This is a genomic window from Flavobacterium mesophilum (assembly GCF_039581405.1).
GTDB lineage: Bacteria > Bacteroidota > Bacteroidia > Flavobacteriales > Flavobacteriaceae > Flavobacterium.
In genome coordinates this window covers 35,674-55,662 of sequence record NZ_JBCPXZ010000007.1, presented here as the reverse complement: position 1 = coordinate 55,662, position 19,989 = coordinate 35,674, and the positions used below count along the sequence as shown (strand labels likewise).

Genomic DNA, 19,989 nt, shown 5'->3' with positions numbered 1-19,989 from the left:
AACAAAAACAAACCCAACCACATTTAAAAAAATAAATGTTAATTTTGTGCTATGATTCGACTCTCGATAATTGGTTCTGGAAATGTGGCACAGCATTTAATTAAAGCATTCACAAAAAGTGAAGTTGTTGAAATTGTGCAGGTATTTTCTAGAAAAAAGGATGCTTTGCTTTCTCTTATTAATGAAGATAAAATCACAACTGATTTAGCTCTATTAGAATCAGCTGACTTATATATAATTGCTGTTTCTGACAACGCAATTTCAGAAGTTTCACAGCAATTGCCTTTTCAAAATCAGCTTGTAGTTCATACTTCTGGTGCGGCGCCTTTAAATGTCTTAGATTCAAAAAACAGACGTGGTGTTTTTTATCCGCTTCAAAGTTTTTCCAAAAACAAAACTTTAGATTTTTCAGTTATTCCGATGTGTTTGGAAGCTGAAAATGCTATAGATTTTGATCTTTTGGAAATAACTGCGAAAACTATTTCAAATTCAGTTTTTGCAGTGGATTCGGAACAAAGGAAAGCTTTGCATGTTGCCGCCGTTTTTGTCAATAATTTCACTAATCACTTATACCAACTAGGACAAGAAATTTGCGATGAACATCAAGTTCCATTTGAAGTTTTGAAACCCTTGATTCAGGAAACTGCAGAAAAAATTAATACGTTAGATCCATTTGATGCTCAAACTGGACCAGCAAAACGTAATGATTCTAATACTATAGAAGCGCATTTGGCGTTTTTAACCAACGAAAATCAAAAGAAAATCTATAATATACTCACACAATCTATACAAAATAATGGCAAAAAGTTATAAAGAAATAATGAATGATATCACAACATTTGTTTTTGATGTCGATGGCGTACTTACAGACAGTTCAGTATTTGTAACCAATGAAGGCGAAATGCTTCGTACGATGAATATTCGTGATGGTTATGCAATGAAAGCGGCAATTGAAAGTGGTTATCATGTATGCATTATTTCTGGCGGAAGCAATGAAGGCGTTCGTATTCGTTTAAATAATTTAGGAGTTACAGCTGTTCATTTAGGAACTCCTGACAAGGTTCAGACGTTTAAAGATTATATCAATGCCAATAATATAAAACCAGAACAAGTATTGTACATGGGTGATGATATTCCTGATTTTCATGTTATGAAACTGGTTGGGTTGCCAACTTGCCCACAAGACGCAAGTCCAGAAATCAAACATATTTGCCGTTACATTTCGCATGTAAAAGGCGGTCGTGGCGCTGCTCGTGATGTAATCGAACAAGTAATGAAAGTACAAGGAAAATGGATGGAATATTTTAATGGAAAACACGACTAGTTTAATTGTTAATTATTAATTGTGAATTAAAAAAACTTAGAACCTTAGCAACTTAGCCCCTTAGAACCTCAAAAAATGAAATACTTAAAACTCGTTAGATATCAAAACTTACTGATGCTTGCTTTTATGCAGGTGTTGTTCCGTTATGCCTTTTTAAAACAGCAAAATATTCCGCTTGCTTTAGCAGACTGGCAATATGGGTTATTGGTTTTAAGCACTGTTTTATTGGCAGCAGCTGGTTATGTTGTCAATGATATTTTTGATGTAGCAACAGATTCGATCAATAAGCCAAATAAAGTAATTATTGGTAAAGAAATTTCTGAAACCAGAGCTTACAATATCTATATCGGATTGAATATTACTGGAGTTGCTATCGGGTTTTATTTGTCTAATGTGATTTTGAGGCCGAGTTTTGCGACGCTTTTTATTTTAATTGCTTCTCTGCTTTATTTTTATTCGACTAGTTTAAAGCAAATCATGATTGTGGGTAATTTTATCGTAGCATTGCTTTTAGCCTTAAGCGTTATTATCATTGGTATTTTTGATTTGTTTCCGGCTACAAATGCTGAAAATCAAGCCCAAATGGCGAGTTTGTTTTCTATTTTGATAGATTATGCGCTTTTTGCTTTTATGATCAACTTTATTAGAGAAATAGTTAAGGATATTGAAGATGTAAATGGCGATTATAACCAAGGAATGAACACTTTACCAATCGCAATTGGAAACAATAGAGCCGCAAAAATTGCTTTAGGATTTGCTGTAATTCCATTTATTTTATCGTTGCTTTATATTAACGAATACTTCATGCAAAACAAGCTTTACATTGCCACTTTATATGGTTTTGCTTTTGTTCTTGCACCTTTATTATATTTTATTGTCAAGATCTTCACCGCAAAAACACAAAAAGAATTTCATCATTTGAGTACTGTTTTAAAACTGATTTTGTTTTTCGGAATTTTGTCCATTCTTGTAATAACATTAAACATTAAGTACAATGCTTAAAGAAAAACTAAAAAAATATACTTTGATTTTGGCTTCAGGATCTCCAAGAAGACAGCAATTTTTCAAGGATTTGGATTTGGATTTCGAAATTCGTTTAAAAGATGTTGAAGAGATATACCCTCCAGAATTAAAAGCAGTTGAAATCACAGATTTTTTGGCCGAATTGAAAGCAAAAGCTTTTGAAGGCGAATTAAAAGAAAATGAAATTCTAGTAACTAGCGATACTATTGTCTGGCACCAAAATAAAGCTCTAGGAAAACCAAAAAATGCCGAAGAAGCTTTTCAAATGATCAAATCAATGTCAAATGCTACGCATGATGTAATTACGTCGGTTTGTTTTAAAACCAGCACTTCTTCTACTCTATTGCATGATATTACAAAAGTAACCTTCAACGAATTATCAGACGAAGCAATTTTATATTATATCGAAAACTACAAGCCTTATGACAAAGCTGGTGCTTATGGTATTCAGGAATGGTTTGGTTTTATGGCCGTAGCAAAAGTCGAAGGTTCTTACACCAATGTTATGGGACTTCCAACAGCTAAAGTTTACGAATATTTGAGTACTTTAGTATAAAAATCATTGTATGTTTTCTTTTAAAGAATATAGCCAGGAAATACTCGCCACTATCATACTGCTTTTGGTTTTAATAGCCTTACGAATTATCGTTGCTAAATTAATCAGGCGTTATGCGAGCAGTAGCCAATTGTTAGAACATAGAACAAACTTGGTCATTAAATATGTTCATATTTTGATGAATATATTGGTAGCGATTTGCCTGACTGTGATTTGGGGAGTTGAAACTAAAGATATTTTTTTCTACGTTTCTTCAATTGCAACTGTAGTTGGCGTGGCTATGTTTGCCCAATGGTCAATTTTAAGCAACATTACTTCTGGAATAATCTTGTTTTTTTCGTTTCCGTTCAGAATTGGAGATACCATAAAGATCCACGACAAGGATTTTCCTATTGAAGCAGAAATTGAAGACATCAGTGCATTTCACGTCAATTTAAAAACTAAGGAAGGCGAGCGAATTATTTTCCCAAATAACCTTTTATTGCAAAAAGGAATTTCAATCATGCCTGCACATTACGAAGACAAAGAGTTTTTTGACTAATTTTTTGAATGGAAATTTTATAATCCAAAACAAAAAACATAAAACAGAATTCCTGATTTTAAGTGTAATATTTGTTTAAGCCAATTTACGTTTATTCAAAATTTCACAAAAAATGACTCAGCCTATAAAATTGCCTTTTTATGCAAAGCTTGCTTGCATACTATTAAGTTTAATTTCGTTTGCCTATATATTCTGTATTGCTAAAGATGTCATAACTCCCGTGCTCATGGCATTTTTATTCTCGGTTTTGCTATTGCCCATCTTTACCTTTTTAAACAAAAGATTAAGGTTTCCAAGACATTTAGCTGCTATAATTTGTGTTTTAGCTTTTGCTGCTTTTATTGTCGGGATTTTAGTTTTTATTTCGTTTGAAGTCAGAGACATGGCTAATGATTTTGAAACCATCAAAAGGAATGCAAATGCGTTTATTGCCGATCTTCACAAATTTATTAAAGAGACCTTCAATGTGAGTATTGGCGAGCAAAAGAAATACATTGATAATGTAACCAAAGATTCCGTAAAAAATGGAAATGCTACAATAAGCTCGGCCCTCATTTCAATTACTGATTTGCTTTTGGATTGCACCATTATTCCAATTTATACCTTCTTATTTTTAATTTATAAAGATCATTTTATTCTTTTTTTAGCCAAATTGATCAACAAGGACAATCATTTAGCTTTAAGAGATATTTTGTCTCAAATAAGAGTTTCCATTAATAACTATATTGCTGGATTACTTCTAGAAATGATTATCGTCTCCGTCTTAACCAGTTTAGGACTTTGGATTATTGGCGTGAAATATTTCATCTTATTGGGATTGATAACGGGGATTTTAAATCTTATTCCGTACATCGGAATATTTATTGCGGGAATAATTACCGTTTTGGCTTCTTTGACTGGAACTGGAGAAACTTCAATCATTTTAGGAATTTTGGTTGTAAATATCATCGTACAACTAATCGACAATAATTTGTTGGTGCCGCTGATTATCAATTCCAAAGTCGAAATCAATGCGTTTGTTTCTATTATCGGAATTATTGTTGGTGGAGCTGGTGCAGGAATTTCAGGAATGTTTTTAGCTATTCCGCTTTTGGCAATATTAAAAATTATTTTTGACCGAATTGAATCGATGGAAGCTTGGGGATATTTGATGGGCAATCATGTGCCCAGAAAATTTACTTGGCGTGTTCGAAAACCTAAAGTTGTCAGTTAAAAACCAGTTAATTTTAAAAATAACAGCAATTTTTAACCTAAATTCATATTGCAAACCGTATTAAAATAAGTGAAATACTATCTGAATGCTTCTAAACAAAAAAATAATCGTTTTCCTTTTGTTGTGCTTTTGTTTACAAAGCATTCATGGACAATCAGATAGCATAAAAAAAAATCCGACAGTAAAAAAGGATACTACCGGAGTTTATGATCGAATTCGTAATTATTCTAAAAAGAATAATTTCACAAAGACGCTTCATAAGCTTTTTTTCAGAACCAATAAACCAAAAAAGAAAGAAGAACTTTTAATTCCAAGCGATACTTCAAATTACGATGGGAAAATCATCCGAAAAATAAATATTGTCACGCTAGATCCATTTGGACATTCGCTCACAGATACCACGCAAATGCCCAAAAATTGGGGTGAACGAACCGGGAATAGGCTTCATCTAAAAACAAAAAAAATTGCCATTTACAACTTGCTTTTATTTAAAAAGAATAGTGTTTACGACAGTTATAAAGTGCAGGAAACGGAGCGTTTGATTCGTTCACAAAAATATGTGACGGGAGTTCGAATTACGCATAAATTGACTGACGTCGCGTCCGATTCTGTTGATGTTACGATTAGAGTTTTGGATTCCTGGAGTACTATTCCTCGATTTTCAATCTCAAGCAATCAAGTTTCTGTAGGTTTTAAAGAAAAAGATTTCTTTGGAACTGGACAACAATTGGAATATCGTTTTACCAATCGTTTTCATGACGGTGCAAACGGAAATGATGTTACTTATACAATTCCAAATATTAAGAACACCTATATAGGAACCACGTTGAATTACAAAATGGATCTCGATAATAATTATACCAAAAGCATAAATATCGAGCGTTTGTTTTATTCTCCTTTAACCAAATGGGCAGGTGGCGTATATGTTGGGCAAAATTTTAGAAAAGATACTTTGCAAGCACCAGATATGAGCTATGCTTATCAACCTTTTAAATACAATTTTCAAGATTTTTGGGCAGGAAAAGCCTTTAAAGTTTTTGAAGATGAAGATAAAGGAATTACCAATTTAATTGTTTCTGGCCGATTCCTGAATGTTAATTACAGCGAAAGTCCAACAGAATTGTATGATCCAACCGATTTTTACTCTGATCAAAAATTGATTTTATCTGGTGTTGGAATTAATACGCGTAAATTCATCAAAGACAATTACATCTTCAGGAATGGGCAGACCGAAGACGTTCCTATTGGCCGAATCTATGGCGCTACATTTGGTTATCAATACAAAAATCAAATGTGGAGGCCTTATATAGGTGGTCAATTTTCATTCGGAAATTATTACCGGCTTGGGTTTTTAAGTGCCAATTTTGAAGGTGGAACTTTTTTTCATGATTCCAAAACTTATGAAACAGCATTTTCTATAGAAACTAATTATTTTACGAAGCTTTACAGCATTGGAACTTGGAAACTGAGACAATTCGTGAATCCGAAAGTTGTAATTGGTGTTAATCGAGAAAATATTATTGGCGATCAATTAAATATAAACGAACAAAACGGACTTGCAGGTTTCAACAGTGCCATTTACGGAACTAATAAAATGGTTTTATCGCTTCAAACGCAGACTTACTCACCAAATGCAGTTTTAGGTTTTCGTCTAAATCCGTTTTTTAATTATTCCGTTGCCGTTTTGGGAAGTCCGAACGATGCTATGGGAAAAAATAAAGCGTATTCAAAATTTACACTTGGCGTAATTGTTAGCAATGACTATTTGGTATTCAGTTCCTTTCAATTATCACTGTCATACTATCCTTCTATTCCATTTGAAGGAGATAATGTTTTCAAAACCAACACCTTTGAAACAACAGACTTTGGTTTAATGAATTTTGAGCTGTCAAAACCAAGAATTGTCGATTACAAGTAGAAGCATTTTTTTATTTTTTTTTGCATTTTTTAATTATTTCCAAACAAATTAAAAATCAACACATTACCAATATTTTAGCACCTTAACACTCGTTAAACTGCTAATTTTATCCGACGAAATACACCCGGTTTTTATTTTTGGCACAGTATATGAATATTACTAGACAAGAGTAACATTAAAACTTTAGAAAAAATGAAAACACTAAAAATAGCAATCGCCGGATTATTTCTTTTGGTTGCAAATGCCACGCAAGCCCAAGTATCAATTAATGTAAACATAGGTACGCCACCAGCTTGGGGACCTGCAGGATATTCTGAAATGGAATATTATTATTTGCCAGACATCGAAGCCTATTATGATGTAAGAGCTTCACAGTTTATCTATTTCGGAGGAGGAAGATGGGTTAGAACAACTTATTTGCCAAGACAATACAGAAACTATGATTTATACGGAGGTTACAAAGTAGTTTTAACTGATTACCACGGAAGAACTCCATATGTATATTTTGACCGTCATAGAGTGAAATATTATAAAGGGTATCACGGAGCACCTCAAAGACCATACAGCCCAAGACCGGTTTATGGCTATAGTGATCGTCACGACCATAGAGATTACAAACACTACGATAAACATTATGACAAACATGATAGACATGATAGACACGATCATGATGATCACCACGGTCATGGAAGAAGATAATTTGCTAAATACCTAGCATTCAATACAAAAGAGTATCAAAAATATTGATACTCTTTTTTTATGCATGCATATTATATTTAGTAAATGTTAATTTGTTATTTAATATTTAAAAATGATGTCAAAATCGATTATATTTATAATAAATGGCTTATTCTATTATAAATGTGACTTATATTTGCACAATATTTTAAATCCCAGTTGATTATGAAAAATAAATTCTATCTATTCGCCTTATTAACAACGTCACTTTTTATCTCTTGTGACAACAATGATGACAATTCAGGAAATCAAGCAACAGAAAATGGTATCACAATTAATAATGATGCTACTTCATTAAGCAAAAGGCTTGACTACAGTGATTCTGGAGTTATTTCGATTACCAACACTTCAACAGCAAAAGGATTAGCAACACAGGCTACTACAGATTTGCCTTTAGTTCAAATTGCTGAAGTAAACCCTCCAACAGATAGTAACGGTAGAACTTTACAAGCAAATCATGTTGCTGTAAACGGAAACTATGCTTATGTTGCTTATACTATGATGGGTGAAGCGTATTCTGGAGCAATCGATGTTATTGATGTAACAGATCCTTATAAGCCAAAATTGCTTAATTCTGCATTAATTGCAAATACAGATATTACTTCTTTAACATATTCAAACGGAAATTTAATTATTGCTGGAGCAAAAGATATTGACAAAGATGCGACTTTGACAAATCCTGCGATTGTAATCAATATGCAGCTAAGCTCTGGAATGTTGACAGATAAATATACTGTTACGAAACTAGAAAGCCATGCTACGACTGATGTTGCAGCAAGTTCATCGTCTTATTTTGCTGTAACTGGTGATACTGGAAGCTTATTTAAAATTAATAATTCGACAAAAGCAGTAACTGCAAAAGTTGCTGTCGAAGATTTACGTACTGTAGCAATTAGCGGCGATAAAATCGTGACTTTAAGTGGTACAAAAGGTGTGAATATATATAATGAATCAACTCTTGCACTTCAAAAATCTTTTGCAACAAGTACTGATGTAAGTGCAGCAAAAAGAACAGTTGATTTTGATGGAACAAAATTATTAGTTTCTGAAGGATATAATGGTTTAGGAATTTACGACATCAACAGCGGATCAAAATTGCAAGCAATTGGTTTGGCTTCTGCTGGAGGCGATAATGTGACAAATGCTGTTTCTGTAAACGACGGATATGCTTTTGTGGCAAACGGTGCAGCTGGATTAAATGTTTACAAATCTGGAACTCCTTATAGCTTAGTTGGTACTGTTGGAATTACAGGTTCATCTAACTATGTAAAATCTAGCGGAAACTATATTTATGTTGCGAGTGGAAAAGGCGGTTTAAAAATCATCAAGATGGAAAAACCTAATACTACTTTCGCAAATTGTTCTTCTTACGGTGTTTATAACCAAGGAAAAGATTTGATTTTGAATTCAAACGAAGTAAAATCATATAATGGTTCAACTGCAATCAACTCTATAATTGTAAATTCTGGAGGTATTTTAACGCACTGTGGATCAATTTCTGTTCAAAACAATTTGATCTTAAACAGTGGCGGAACTTTTAATATGACTGGAAGTTTAGCACAAGGTAAATACCAACAATCAAACCCAACGGAACTTATCATCAACAGCAATGCTGTATTGCAAATTGAAGGTTCTGTAGTAATCTGGGGTGACTTAAGATTAAACAGTGGTGCAAAAATTAATTTTATTGGAAATAATTCGTCAATTACTATTTACGGTAAAGTGACTAAAAATACTGGCGTAACCATCACAGGTACGTACAACGACACAGAGAACAAATTGAAATAATTTTTCTGTAATCCTAAGAAATACCACCTGATTTAATTCATTTAAATCAATTCTTTAAAAAAAATGCTATCGGAGACAATCTGATGGCATTTTTTTTGTGGGGTTGTTTTTCTTAAAAAAGGAAATCAATAACCAAACATTAACAATTCATTTAAATAGTCTTCAAAAATATAATTACTATTTTTGAAGCACTTTCAAAAACATCAAACCAATTTATGCGAAAAATTCAGTTACTAATTCTTTCATTGTTTTTAACAGGAATCTCAAATTCATTTGCGCAACAGCCACAAAAACCAAGTTCGGTCGAAATTTACAATCAAATCAAGAAATTGAACTTTTTAGGTTCTGTATTGTATGTTGCAGCGCATCCTGATGATGAAAACACACGTTTGATTTCGTATATGGCAAACGAAATGAATGCACGTACTGGATATTTATCACTAACAAGAGGTGACGGAGGACAAAATTTAATTGGTCCGCAATTACGAGAGTTATTAGGTGTTATACGAACGCAGGAATTAATTGAAGCAAGAAAAATCGACGGTGGCGAGCAATTTTTTTCAAGAGCAAATGATTTTGGTTTTTCAAAAAATCCAACTGAAACTTTAGAAATTTGGGATAAAGATAAAGTACTTGCCGATGTAGTTTGGACTATTAGAAAATTTCAACCCGATGTAATCATAAATCGATTTGATCATCGTTCGCCAGGAACTACACACGGGCATCATACCTCTTCAGCAATGTTGAGCGTTGAAAGTTATAAACTTACTAATGACCCAAAAATATATCCGGAACAATTAAAATATGTTGCACCATGGCAAGTAAAACGCCAATTTTTCAATCCATCATGGTGGTTTTATGGAAGCCAAGAAAAATTTGATGCTGCTAATAAATCAAAATTTACAAAACTAGAAACCGGAGTTTATTACACCGGAATTGGAAAATCGAATCAAGAAATTGCCGCTTTAAGCCGAAGCCGTCATCAATCACAAGGTTTTGGAAGTACTGGAGTTCGTGGTGAAGAAACAGAATATCTTGAATTAATTAATGGCGAAACACCAAAAGAAAGAGATAATTTATTTGACGGAATTGATACTTCTTGGAATCGCGTTAAAAATGGAAAACCTGTTGGCGAATTGATTTCTAAAATTATTTCAAAATATGATTTCAGCAATCCTTCTGCAAGCATTCCAGATTTAATCAAAGCGTACACAATGATAGAAGCGCTAGACGATGATCATTGGAAACCTTTAAAAGCAAATGCAATTAAAAATATTATTGCTTCATGTTCAGGCTTATATCTTGAAGCAGTTGCAAGCGAACAAGAAGCAACTCCTGGAAGTACAATCAAGCTTAATCTTGAAGCAATCAATAGATGTGCTGTTGAAATGGAATTGGCCAGCGTAACAACGTTACCTGATAATAAAACTACTGCTCAAAACCGTATTTTAAGTAATAATAATGATCAAAAAATCGGTCTTCAATTGCAACTTCCTGAAACAATTGAATATACACAACCATATTGGTTAAAAGAAAAAGCAACTGTTGGAATGTACACGGTTTCGAATCAAGAAATCATTGGGATTCCAGACATTATTAGAGAAGTTAAAGTCATTTTTAATGTGAAAATAAATGGTGTTGAAATTCCTTTTGAACGTACAGTTGTTTACAAATACAACGACGGCGTGAAAGGCGAAATGTACAATTTCTTAGACATTGTTCCTGAAGTAACTACTTCAATATCACAAAGAGTATTGATTTTTAAAGATACCAAAACGAAAATGATTCCGGTAAAAGTTCGTGCTGGAAAAGACGGAATAAAAGGAAATCTACAATTAGAATTACCGAAAAGCTGGGTAGTTTCTCCAAAACAAATTCCGTTTTCATTAGATAAAAAAGGAAATGAACAAACTTTCTATTTTGAAGTTACGCCTCCTGTAAATCCCGAAGAAGCAGTTGCCAAAGCTGTTGCCATAACGGACAACAAAAAATTTGACAAAGATGAGACTGTCATTGAATACAGCCATATTACAAAACAAATGGTCTTAAAACCAGCCGAATCAAAATGTATACGAATTGATTTGAAAACTTCTGGTGATGCCATTGCCTACATTATGGGAGCTGGTGACGAAGTTCCAGAAAGTTTAACTCAAATGGGATATAAAGTCACTATTTTAAAACCTGAAGAAATTACGCCAGAGCGTTTGGATTCTTTTGCCACTGTTATGACAGGAATTCGTGCTTACAATACTGTTAATGCTTTAGCCAATAAACAAAAAATACTTTTTGATTTTGTAAAAAGCGGAAAAAATATGATTGTACAATACAATACGTATGGCAAAATGGTGACGGATCAAATTGCGCCATATCCGTTAAAAGTTTCAAATGATCGCGTGACAGAAGAAAATGCCAAAATCACATTTTTAGCGCCAAATCACCCTGTTTTGAATACGCCAAATAAAATCAGCGAAAAGGACTTTCAAGGTTGGACGCAAGAACAAGGCTTATATTATCCAGACCAATATGATTCGGCCTTTACTCCTATTATTTCATCTCACGATAAAGGCGAATCTCCAAAAGATGGTGCTTTGCTAGTAGCACCGTACGGAAAAGGATATTATATTTACACTGGTTTAAGCTTTTTTAGAGAATTACCAGAAGGTGTTGCAGGCGCATATCGATTATTATCAAATATTATTTCGCTAAAACAGCCTGTAGAAGCTCCTAAACAAGAATTTAAGCAATAAAACATTTGTAAAATGGAAGCTAAAAAAACAAAAAAATGGAAAAAAAGCTACACCTTGGTTTTGGTGGCAAATGCTATTTATATTCTTATTTTCTTCTTAATCATGCAATTATACTCATAACCTATGCAACTATTTGATTGGATCGTACTTATTGTTACACTTTTATTCATTGTTGGATATGGTTCTTGGAAAACCAAAGGGAGTAAAAATGTTGAAGATTTTATTTTAGGAAACAACGAAACACCTTGGTACACTGTAGGACTTTCGGTAATGGCAACTCAAGCGAGTGCGATTACATTTCTTTCAACTCCTGGACAAGCTTATCACGACGGAATGGGTTTTGTGCAGTTTTATTTTGGATTGCCAATTGCCATGATTGTCATTTGTGCCACTTTTATTCCGCTATACCATAGAAACAGAGTATATACCGCTTACGAATTTCTTGAAAAACGCTTTGACGTAAAGACTCGTTCTCTTGCAGCTATCTTATTTTTGGTTCAAAGAGGTTTAGGAACCGGACTTACCATTTATGCTCCTGCGATTATTCTATCGGCATTATTGGGATGGAATTTGACTATAATGAATATTATAATTGGAGTTTTAGTAATTATATATACATTTTCTGGTGGAACAAAAGCAGTAAACGTAACGCAGAAACAGCAAATGTTTGTGATTATTTCGGGAATGTTCATCACCTTTTTCCTGATTTTGCACTACTTGCCTAACGATATGACATTTACAAGCGCAATGCATATTGCAGGTGCCAATGACAAAATGAATATCGTAGATTTTTCTTTTGATCCTGAAGAAAAATATACTTTTTGGAGTGGTATTACCGGTGGATTTTTCTTGGCTCTCTCCTACTTTGGAACAGATCAATCGCAAGTTGGTCGTTATTTATCAGGAAAATCGATAAAGGAAAGCCAAATGGGATTAATCATGAACGGACTTTTAAAAGTTCCTATGCAGTTTTTTATACTGCTGACTGGAGTTATGGTTTTTGTTTTCTTCCAATTCAATCCAGTGCCGTTAAATTTTAATCCGAATAATAAAACGGTGATTGATAAATCGATATATAAAGAAGAATATCATGCTTTGGAAAAGAAGCTTGACAAACTTTCTGAAGATAAAAAAGTAATCAATTTATTATACATCGATCAGCTGAATCAGGATTACGATAATCCGATCTTAAGAAAAGAATTGGTGGCTTTATCTAATAAAGAAAAAGATTTACGCGACAAAGCCAAAGAAATCATTTCAAAAGCAGATAGTACTAGCGAAACGAACGATAAGGATTATGTTTTTTTCCACTTCATCCTGCATTATTTGCCAAAAGGATTGATCGGATTATTGCTTGCTGTGATCATTTCTGCTGCAATGTCATCAACAGCTTCTGGGTTAAATGCATTGGCATCGACAACAGCAATCGATATTTACAAAAGAAACGTAAAGGCCGAAAAGTCAGAGAAACATTATTTGATGGCAACTAAATTCTTCACACTTTTCTGGGGAATTGTAGCAATTCTTTTTGCTTGCGTGGGAACTTTATTTGAGAATTTGATTCAGCTTGTAAATATTATTGGTTCAATTTTTTACGGAACAGTTTTAGGGATATTCCTTGTTGGGTTCTATTTAAAACGCGTTCAGGCAAAGCCAATGTTTATCAGTGCAATCATTAGTCAACTGACGATTTTTGTGATTTATTATTTCATGATTTACATTTATCCGAGTGGTCAAGAAAAACTTGGTTATTTATGGCTAAATTTCATTGGAGCAAATCTTACCGTTGTATTGTCATTAGTACTGCAGTTTTTGTTTTTCAGAGACAAACCAGATTCGGAGAAAGTAATTTTGGAATAAAAATATTTAAATGAAATATATTAAAAATGCATTCTTTTTCAATTCTTCCTTTTCTGAAAAATCAGGAAGAGTTGAATATGGAATTTACATTTTAGTTTGTTTTTCAATGAATTACTTGGCTCTTTATTTATATGGAAAAGTCAATTTGAATACCCCAGAAATTCTAAATATATTTTATTCCTGCCTTATAATTCTGCTAACGTTTGTTCCTTTTCAAGCTGTTACAGCAAGAAGACTTCGAGATCTAAATGCAAGTCCTAATTTTATAATTTTTAATTTTATTCCTTTTTTGAATATTGCATTTGTTGCATTTTTACTGTTTGCTGAAAGAAAAAACTAGAAAATTATGATTCAAAAATTCTTCTTTATCACAATACTTTTTATTTGTTTCAAGGCCGAGAGCCAAAATAATACTGATACAGAAGTTGAGGATCATTCCATTGCAACACAGCTCTACACAAAATGTTTTGAGAATTTAAATCAAGGAAGTGAAATTTTCGAAAAATATCCTTCATTAAAAAGTGTAAAATTTTGCGATTTACTCACTTGCTCGTATTTATTGTCTTACGATGAACTTGATGTTAAAATTGCTGGTGAAAAAAGGTTAATCGAAATTGCTACTCAGCTTTATCGCGAAGGAACTCCTGTTTATCTAGTAATGGGCATGCAAAGTTATTTAAATGCACAAATGAAAAATCAAAATTTAGAAGATGACAATCACCTCGTGTATATAAGTTACGGAGAATGCACGAACCCATCCCATTTAATTAAAGCAGCTGAAATTATTAATAAACAAACCATGTTTTTAATAAATCAGGCAAGTAAATAAAAGATATTTATCAGCGAGAAATAGCTCCTAAAAATTTAAATAAAGAATTTCCTAATATAATTCTGCCACATTTGTAAGTAAAAAACACTATTTTAGATGTTCAAAGACGAATTTTAAATTGAACCTAAAAAACTGCAAATGAAAATTTCAGACGATATTCAAAAATTGCTTCCCTTTGGTTACCTTTTCCTAGTTATAATGGGAATTATAAAAGAATGCTTTTTTCATTATCAATTAGGAATAAACATATTGAAATATTCGACAATCATGGATATCTTGATTAGTCCGATTGCTACTTTTACTTCAAATCCGATAGTTTTAATTTTTATACTTTCACTATTTTTATTTCATTATTATTTGCCTTCAATCTTATCAAAATATAACGATAGGAAATTTTTAATAAAAACATTTGATCTAAAAAATATTGACAAGCTTTCTCCGGCAGAAGCGAAAAGTTACTTTAATAGTATTTCGATAAAAACACTTGCGGCAATACTTTGTTCCTTTTTTCTAGGTTATGGCCTCGCTGGCGGTTATGCTACCGCAAAAAAAATTAGAGACCACAAAGAGAGTTACACTTATAAAATCAATTATAATAGTGGCGAATCTGAAGAAATATTTTTGATAAACACAAACAGTCTTTATTATTTTTATACTGCCAAAGGAAGCAAAATCATAAAAATAACACCTTTGGGAGCTGTTAAAAACATTGAACTTATCGATAATAAAATGGTTACTAAAGGATTGTTTCTTTATAATACATCATTATGAGAGATTTGAAAAAATATAGCAATAAAACCAAAGCTGCATTTATTTTGCTGATTGTGATGTTGATTATTATTTTGAGCAACTTCAATACGCTTGAAAACTCCAAAAAAGTAAATGAAAACATAAATGCGATTTACAATGACCGATTGGTTGTTGCACATTATATTTTTCAATATTCAAAAGAATTGCATTTTATAAAAGCCGAAGCTGAGAAATTGGATTTGAGCGATAATATCAAGAAAGACGAAATCATTCATACACTTGATATCATTCACAATATTGATGATTTGTACGCCAAAACAGTTTTGACCAATAAAGAAAAAGAACATTTCGACGCTTTCTTAGCTTCTTGCAAAGAAATAAATAATCAAGTAGCAAATAAAAATTGGAACAAAATAGCTTATGCGAGCGAACAAGCCTTGAAAACTTTAGAATCTTTATCACAAATACAGATCAAAGAAGGAAAAGAAAAACTGGCTTCCGCAAATGCTATGTACAATGACGATGTTAGTTTTGGACAGCTTGAAATTGCATTATTGATTATCCTCGGAGGAATAACATTTTACTTGCTAATCGTAAAGAAACCAAAAAGAAACATCAAAATTCCCGAACCGCCTAGTATGAACTAATATTTAACCGCAGATGCCGGAAAGAATACGCAAAGTTCGCAAGGTTTTTTACATAAAGCTTTGCGAACTTTGCGTTTTTAGCACATCTTGCATATCATAAAATCTTGCGTACTTTGCGGTTAAAAACAAAAAAAATCCCAAATACCAGAAATTGGAATTTGGGATTTTTTTATTGTAATTTAAAAACCTTATCTGCTCCACTCAGCGATACTGTCTTTATTCATTTTTACATAATCTTGATTATTTGCTGTTTCAGCTGCAGCTAAAGATGCTTTTGCAGTTTCAATTGCTCCTTTTTTATCTCCTTGTTTCGCTTGAATAATTGATTTTAATCTTAAGATGTAATATGGTTTATCAGTAACCATGTCTAAAGATTTGTCAACATAAACTCTTGCTGTTTCAATATTTCCGTTTGATTGGAACAAATATTGAGCTGCAGCATAATAATCGTTAGACGATGGTCCAGCCAAAGTTTTCTCGATGCTTGCTGTAGCCGTTTTTGCAGTTGGAACCTCAAATTTCAAAGCAACATGAGAGTTTTCCCAAGCCATTTCCAAATAAGCAAAATTTGGATCTAAGTTATTGATTCCAATCGTGAAAGTCTCAACCGGAGTTGGCAACGCTTCTTCTTTTACAGTAGTTCTCAAGGCAACATAAGCATCGCTCCAATTTTCTGGCAATCCCCAGTTGTCTGTAGATAAGTAAAAAATAATTTCCCAGCTTTCAATTCTAGGAATCGTATAAATTGAATATTTTCCTTTTTTCAAAGTTTTCCCATCAATTACAACATCATCACTAAAATTAATAATCGTATTTTCGTTAGCTCCTGTTCTCCATAATTTTCCAAACGGAACTAAATTTCCAAAAACTGCTCTTCCTCTTGCACCTGGTCTTGAATAAGTCACTTCAACATCAGTTAAACCAACAGTTTGCTTGATATAAGCTTTTGGACTCGCCTGTGGTGTTTTTATCTGTGCTTGTGAAGCAAAAGGTGCTAATAAAATAGCAAATGCAATAAGTATTTTTTTCATTTTAGTTTTTTATTTGTTTCTGTTCAAATTTACAAATTCAATTAGCTAACAAATGTTAAATTTAACTTAATTCAGACTGTGATCTGTGATATTTTTTGCGCGTTTAATTCGTTAAAATGATTTATAATCAAATCAGCATCTGAAAGATCTTGCAAGTTTGAATGCTCACTTCTGTAACCAACGCAATAAATTCCAGCCGCTTTTGCCGCTTTTACGCCATTTGTACTGTCTTCAATGATAATACACTCTTCTTTTGGCGCAATCGACAAAGAAGCCGCGTGAATAAAAATTGCAGGATTTGGTTTCGACTGAGGAAAATCCTCGCCACTCACAATGTGTGAAAAATATTGATGCAAATTAAATCTTGTAAATACACGCTCAATGGTAACTTTTGAAGCTGAAGATGCCAAAATGATTTGGATTCCATTAGCATACAAATCTTTGATTAAATCTTCAACGCCATCTAATAAATATAAATCCTCTTTTGTATCAAAAGCATCATTAAAAATATTTCTTTTTCTCTGGATCAAATCTTCTACTTCTTGGTCAATTACAGGGAAAAATCCTTTCAGCGTCTGAAACGTATTTCGAGTTGAAAATCCAGTAAATGAAGTGTACATTTCTTCTGAAACTTCAATATTTAATTCTGAAAATTGTTTGTAATATGCATAGCGATGAACGGGTTCGGTATCGACAATTACGCCGTCCATGTCAAAAATTACTGTTTTAATCATTTTTTTAAAGGTACTAAGGTTCTGAGGGGCAAAGGTTCAAAGGTTTCTTCTGCAAGTTGCTTCTGATTACTCTTTTTTATTTGCGATTAAATAACGAATCACAGTTTCAGCGGCATGAAGACCGAATAATCCAGGCATGTAGCTGTTTGTTCCGTAGAAAGATTTTTTGAAATTTTTTCCGTCGGTTAATTTTAGGCTTTTTTCATTCTGGATTTCAGAAGAGAAAACCACTTTCAATTTATTGATTTTGGCAGCTTTTAATCTTTTACGGATTGTTTTTGAAAAATAGCAGTTGATTGTTTTCGAAATATCTGCCACTTTTACTTTAGATGCCAGCATCTTTCCTCCTGCACCCATGCTGCTTATAATTTTGACTCTTTTGCGTTTTGCAGCAATAATCAAATTTAATTTTGGCGTAATACTGTCAATGCAATCCAAAACATAATCAAACTCAGGTGAAACAATTTCAAAAGCACGCTCTGGTGATAAAAACTCTTTTACTCGTGTCAATTTCAATTCGGGATTAATATCCATTAATCGATCTCCAACTATTGTGATTTTTGGTTCGCCAACTGTTGAATGAAGTGCAGGCAATTGTCTGTTAATATTGGTAATATCAACGACATCTCCATCAACAATAGTCATGTTTCCAACTCCTGCTCTTGCTAAAAATTCAGCTGCAAATGATCCAACTCCTCCTAATCCTACTACTAAAACATTTGCATTCTGCAAGTTTTCTAATCCTTCTTTTGTAAATAAAAGCTCGGCTCTTTCTGTCCACTCTGCCATATATAAATCTTTTGTTTTTTTTATTTTTTTTGTTTCAAGTTTCAGGTTGTCAGGCTGAGCGAAGTGGAAGCCCAAGTTTTCCAATTGGAACGCCCTTCGACTTCGCTCAGGGTGACAGCTAAATAACTAAAGCTAATCACTAATTACTTTTCACTTTTCACTTCTTACTTCTTCTCAAATATATCTCGATAATTACTTGAAATAATCTCTTGTAATTCTTTTAAATTCATTTCTTTATATTTTGAAGCCAAATCATAAACTTGCTGAATACCTTCTTCAATTGTATCGGTTTCTAGCAGAAATTTATCATTTGGGACATTCTGAAAAACCGATTTTAATTCTGGATTTCTCAATAAATATTTTCCAAACGAAACATAAAATCCTGCCGCAATAAGTTGATTCGCAAGCTGGCTGTTTTTCGAGAATCCATGAATAATCATAGGAACCGAAATTTTCAATTTCTTTTTTATTTCGATTACTTCCTGAAAAGCGGCAACACAATGAATAACAACCGGTTTTTTATACTTTTCAGCTAATATCAATTGTTTTTCAAATACTAAAACTTGATTTTCAAATGGCTGTTCGATTCGTTTATCTAAACCGCACTCGCCTATTGCTAAGCAATTTTCAATTTGTAATTTTTCTTCAATAATTTTCAAATCGGATTCTAACCTTTCGTCCGAAATATACCAGGGATGAATTCCAATCGAATAAAACGGAATTGCCGCATCAAATTCATGAGGATATTGATTTACCAACTCCAAAACATTGGATTGATTTGCAGACTGATGTGTATGAAAATTGAAGAATTCCATTAATGAAATGTTTTAACTCCTGCCTTTATTTCAATATTCAAATCATTTTCTAAAGGAACCAACGGGCAAGAATATTTATGATTATAAGCACAATACGGATTATAAGCTTGGTTAAAATCAACCGCAATTGTATTTCCCTTCGGAATTTTTAAATCGATATATCTTCCTCCAATATAACTTTCTTTTCCACAAGTCAAATCTGAAAAAGGCAAGAATAAATGATCCTTGTATTCTTCTTGTTTTGAAAGATCAATACTTCTGTAAATATTCAATTTCAATGCTTTGCCTTCTAATGTGAATGTTAAAGTCCCAAATTTGATATATTTTGGAGTTCTCGTTCCTGTTGTTTTCATTTCGAAAACTTTCTCATTTTTTGCTTTTTCAAATTTTGCAACCACAAAATATTTTCCATTTATCGGATAAAAATCTAAAGTTTTAAAAGTCTTCAAATCTTCTTCCATTAACGGACTTGTTTTTGCATCGGCATATTCAGAATTAATCTGTTTCTGAAATTTTTCTGTTGCAACGCGGTCAAATTTCTTTTGGCTAAAACCAAAACCAAAAACCAGTAAACAAATTAGAATCAGGCAGTTTTTCATCTTCAAAAATTTTCTGCAAAAATAGTTTAAAAGTAACAAAGCAACAACCGTTCTAACTTACAAAGTTTCCTAACTTTGTTGCAAATA

20 protein-coding genes are annotated in these 19,989 nt (G+C 32.8%); 15 read left to right on the top strand and 5 right to left on the bottom strand.

Going from position 1 to position 19,989, the window contains the following annotated elements; all coding sequences use genetic code 11:
* The first annotated feature begins 51 nt into the window (after positions 1-51).
* The 15 genes from AAYQ19_RS19340 to AAYQ19_RS19270 all read left to right on the top strand — a co-directional run bounded on the left by AAYQ19_RS19340 (position 52) and on the right by AAYQ19_RS19270 (position 15,934).
* Entirely contained in the window at positions 52-813 is a 762-nt protein-coding gene (locus AAYQ19_RS19340) for a Rossmann-like and DUF2520 domain-containing protein (protein WP_343538584.1), read from the top strand.
* Positions 797-1,324: a KdsC family phosphatase gene (locus AAYQ19_RS19335; protein WP_343538583.1), complete on the top strand. Its 528-nt coding sequence runs from the start codon at positions 797-799 to the stop codon at positions 1,322-1,324. The genes AAYQ19_RS19340 and AAYQ19_RS19335 overlap by 17 nt, the downstream gene beginning before the upstream one ends.
* A gap of 75 nt (positions 1,325-1,399) precedes the next feature.
* Positions 1,400-2,326: a geranylgeranylglycerol-phosphate geranylgeranyltransferase gene (locus AAYQ19_RS19330; protein ID WP_343538582.1), complete on the top strand. Its 927-nt coding sequence runs from the start codon at positions 1,400-1,402 to the stop codon at positions 2,324-2,326.
* Positions 2,319-2,903, top strand: coding sequence for a Maf-like protein (locus AAYQ19_RS19325; protein WP_343538581.1), 585 nt, complete (start codon positions 2,319-2,321; stop codon positions 2,901-2,903). The genes AAYQ19_RS19330 and AAYQ19_RS19325 overlap by 8 nt, the downstream gene beginning before the upstream one ends.
* 10 nt (positions 2,904-2,913) lie before the next feature.
* Positions 2,914-3,444 carry a mechanosensitive ion channel domain-containing protein gene (locus AAYQ19_RS19320; RefSeq protein WP_343538580.1) on the top strand — a complete coding sequence of 177 codons (531 nt, stop codon included), beginning with the start codon at positions 2,914-2,916 and terminating at the stop codon, positions 3,442-3,444.
* Between the two features lie 112 nt (positions 3,445-3,556).
* Entirely contained in the window at positions 3,557-4,657 is a 1,101-nt protein-coding gene (locus AAYQ19_RS19315; RefSeq protein WP_343538577.1) for an AI-2E family transporter, read from the top strand.
* 85 nt (positions 4,658-4,742) lie between these two features.
* On the top strand, positions 4,743-6,575 hold the full coding sequence (locus tag AAYQ19_RS19310; protein ID WP_343538574.1) for a hypothetical protein: 1,833 nt from the start codon (positions 4,743-4,745) through the stop codon (positions 6,573-6,575).
* A gap of 192 nt (positions 6,576-6,767) precedes the next feature.
* Positions 6,768-7,274, top strand: a complete 507-nt coding sequence (locus AAYQ19_RS19305) for a hypothetical protein (RefSeq protein ID WP_343538572.1) — start codon at positions 6,768-6,770, stop codon at positions 7,272-7,274.
* Positions 7,275-7,478: 204 nt separating this feature from the next.
* Positions 7,479-9,101 (top strand): LVIVD repeat-containing protein, encoded by a 1,623-nt coding sequence (locus AAYQ19_RS19300; protein ID WP_343538571.1) that lies wholly within the window; start codon positions 7,479-7,481, stop codon positions 9,099-9,101.
* Positions 9,102-9,316: 215 nt separating this feature from the next.
* Positions 9,317-11,848, top strand: a complete 2,532-nt coding sequence (locus AAYQ19_RS19295; protein WP_343538569.1) for a PIG-L family deacetylase — start codon at positions 9,317-9,319, stop codon at positions 11,846-11,848.
* A gap of 123 nt (positions 11,849-11,971) precedes the next feature.
* On the top strand, positions 11,972-13,708 hold the full coding sequence (locus AAYQ19_RS19290; protein WP_343538568.1) for a sodium:solute symporter family protein: 1,737 nt from the start codon (positions 11,972-11,974) through the stop codon (positions 13,706-13,708).
* 10 nt (positions 13,709-13,718) lie between these two features.
* Positions 13,719-14,048 carry a DUF805 domain-containing protein gene (locus AAYQ19_RS19285; protein WP_343538567.1) on the top strand — a complete coding sequence of 110 codons (330 nt, stop codon included), beginning with the start codon at positions 13,719-13,721 and terminating at the stop codon, positions 14,046-14,048.
* 6 nt (positions 14,049-14,054) lie between these two features.
* Positions 14,055-14,537, top strand: coding sequence for a hypothetical protein (locus AAYQ19_RS19280; protein WP_343538566.1), 483 nt, complete (start codon positions 14,055-14,057; stop codon positions 14,535-14,537).
* A 138-nt stretch (positions 14,538-14,675) separates the two neighbouring features.
* The gene (locus AAYQ19_RS19275) at positions 14,676-15,308 is read left to right on the top strand and encodes a hypothetical protein (RefSeq protein WP_343538565.1); all 633 of its coding nucleotides are present in this window, start codon (positions 14,676-14,678) and stop codon (positions 15,306-15,308) included.
* Positions 15,305-15,934, top strand: a complete 630-nt coding sequence (locus AAYQ19_RS19270) for an MCP four helix bundle domain-containing protein (protein WP_343538564.1) — start codon at positions 15,305-15,307, stop codon at positions 15,932-15,934. The genes AAYQ19_RS19275 and AAYQ19_RS19270 overlap by 4 nt, the downstream gene beginning before the upstream one ends.
* Before the next feature lie 188 nt (positions 15,935-16,122).
* On the opposite strand, the gene AAYQ19_RS19265 is transcribed toward AAYQ19_RS19270, so the two are convergent.
* The 5 genes from AAYQ19_RS19265 to AAYQ19_RS19245 form a co-directional block, all read right to left on the bottom strand.
* Complete coding sequence (locus tag AAYQ19_RS19265; protein WP_343538562.1) at positions 16,123-16,965, bottom strand: DUF2911 domain-containing protein; 843 nt, start codon at positions 16,963-16,965, stop codon at positions 16,123-16,125.
* Between the two features lie 71 nt (positions 16,966-17,036).
* Entirely contained in the window at positions 17,037-17,699 is a 663-nt protein-coding gene (locus tag AAYQ19_RS19260) for an HAD family hydrolase (RefSeq protein WP_343538561.1), read from the bottom strand.
* 66 nt (positions 17,700-17,765) lie between these two features.
* Positions 17,766-18,488, bottom strand: a complete 723-nt coding sequence (locus tag AAYQ19_RS19255) for a tRNA threonylcarbamoyladenosine dehydratase (protein ID WP_343538559.1) — start codon at positions 18,486-18,488, stop codon at positions 17,766-17,768.
* Positions 18,489-18,652: 164 nt separating this feature from the next.
* On the bottom strand, positions 18,653-19,303 hold the full coding sequence (locus tag AAYQ19_RS19250) for a TatD family hydrolase (protein WP_343538557.1): 651 nt from the start codon (positions 19,301-19,303) through the stop codon (positions 18,653-18,655).
* Positions 19,303-19,902: a DUF1684 domain-containing protein gene (locus AAYQ19_RS19245; protein ID WP_343538555.1), complete on the bottom strand. Its 600-nt coding sequence runs from the start codon at positions 19,900-19,902 to the stop codon at positions 19,303-19,305. The genes AAYQ19_RS19250 and AAYQ19_RS19245 overlap by 1 nt, the downstream gene beginning before the upstream one ends.
* Between the last annotated feature and the right edge of the window lie 87 nt (positions 19,903-19,989).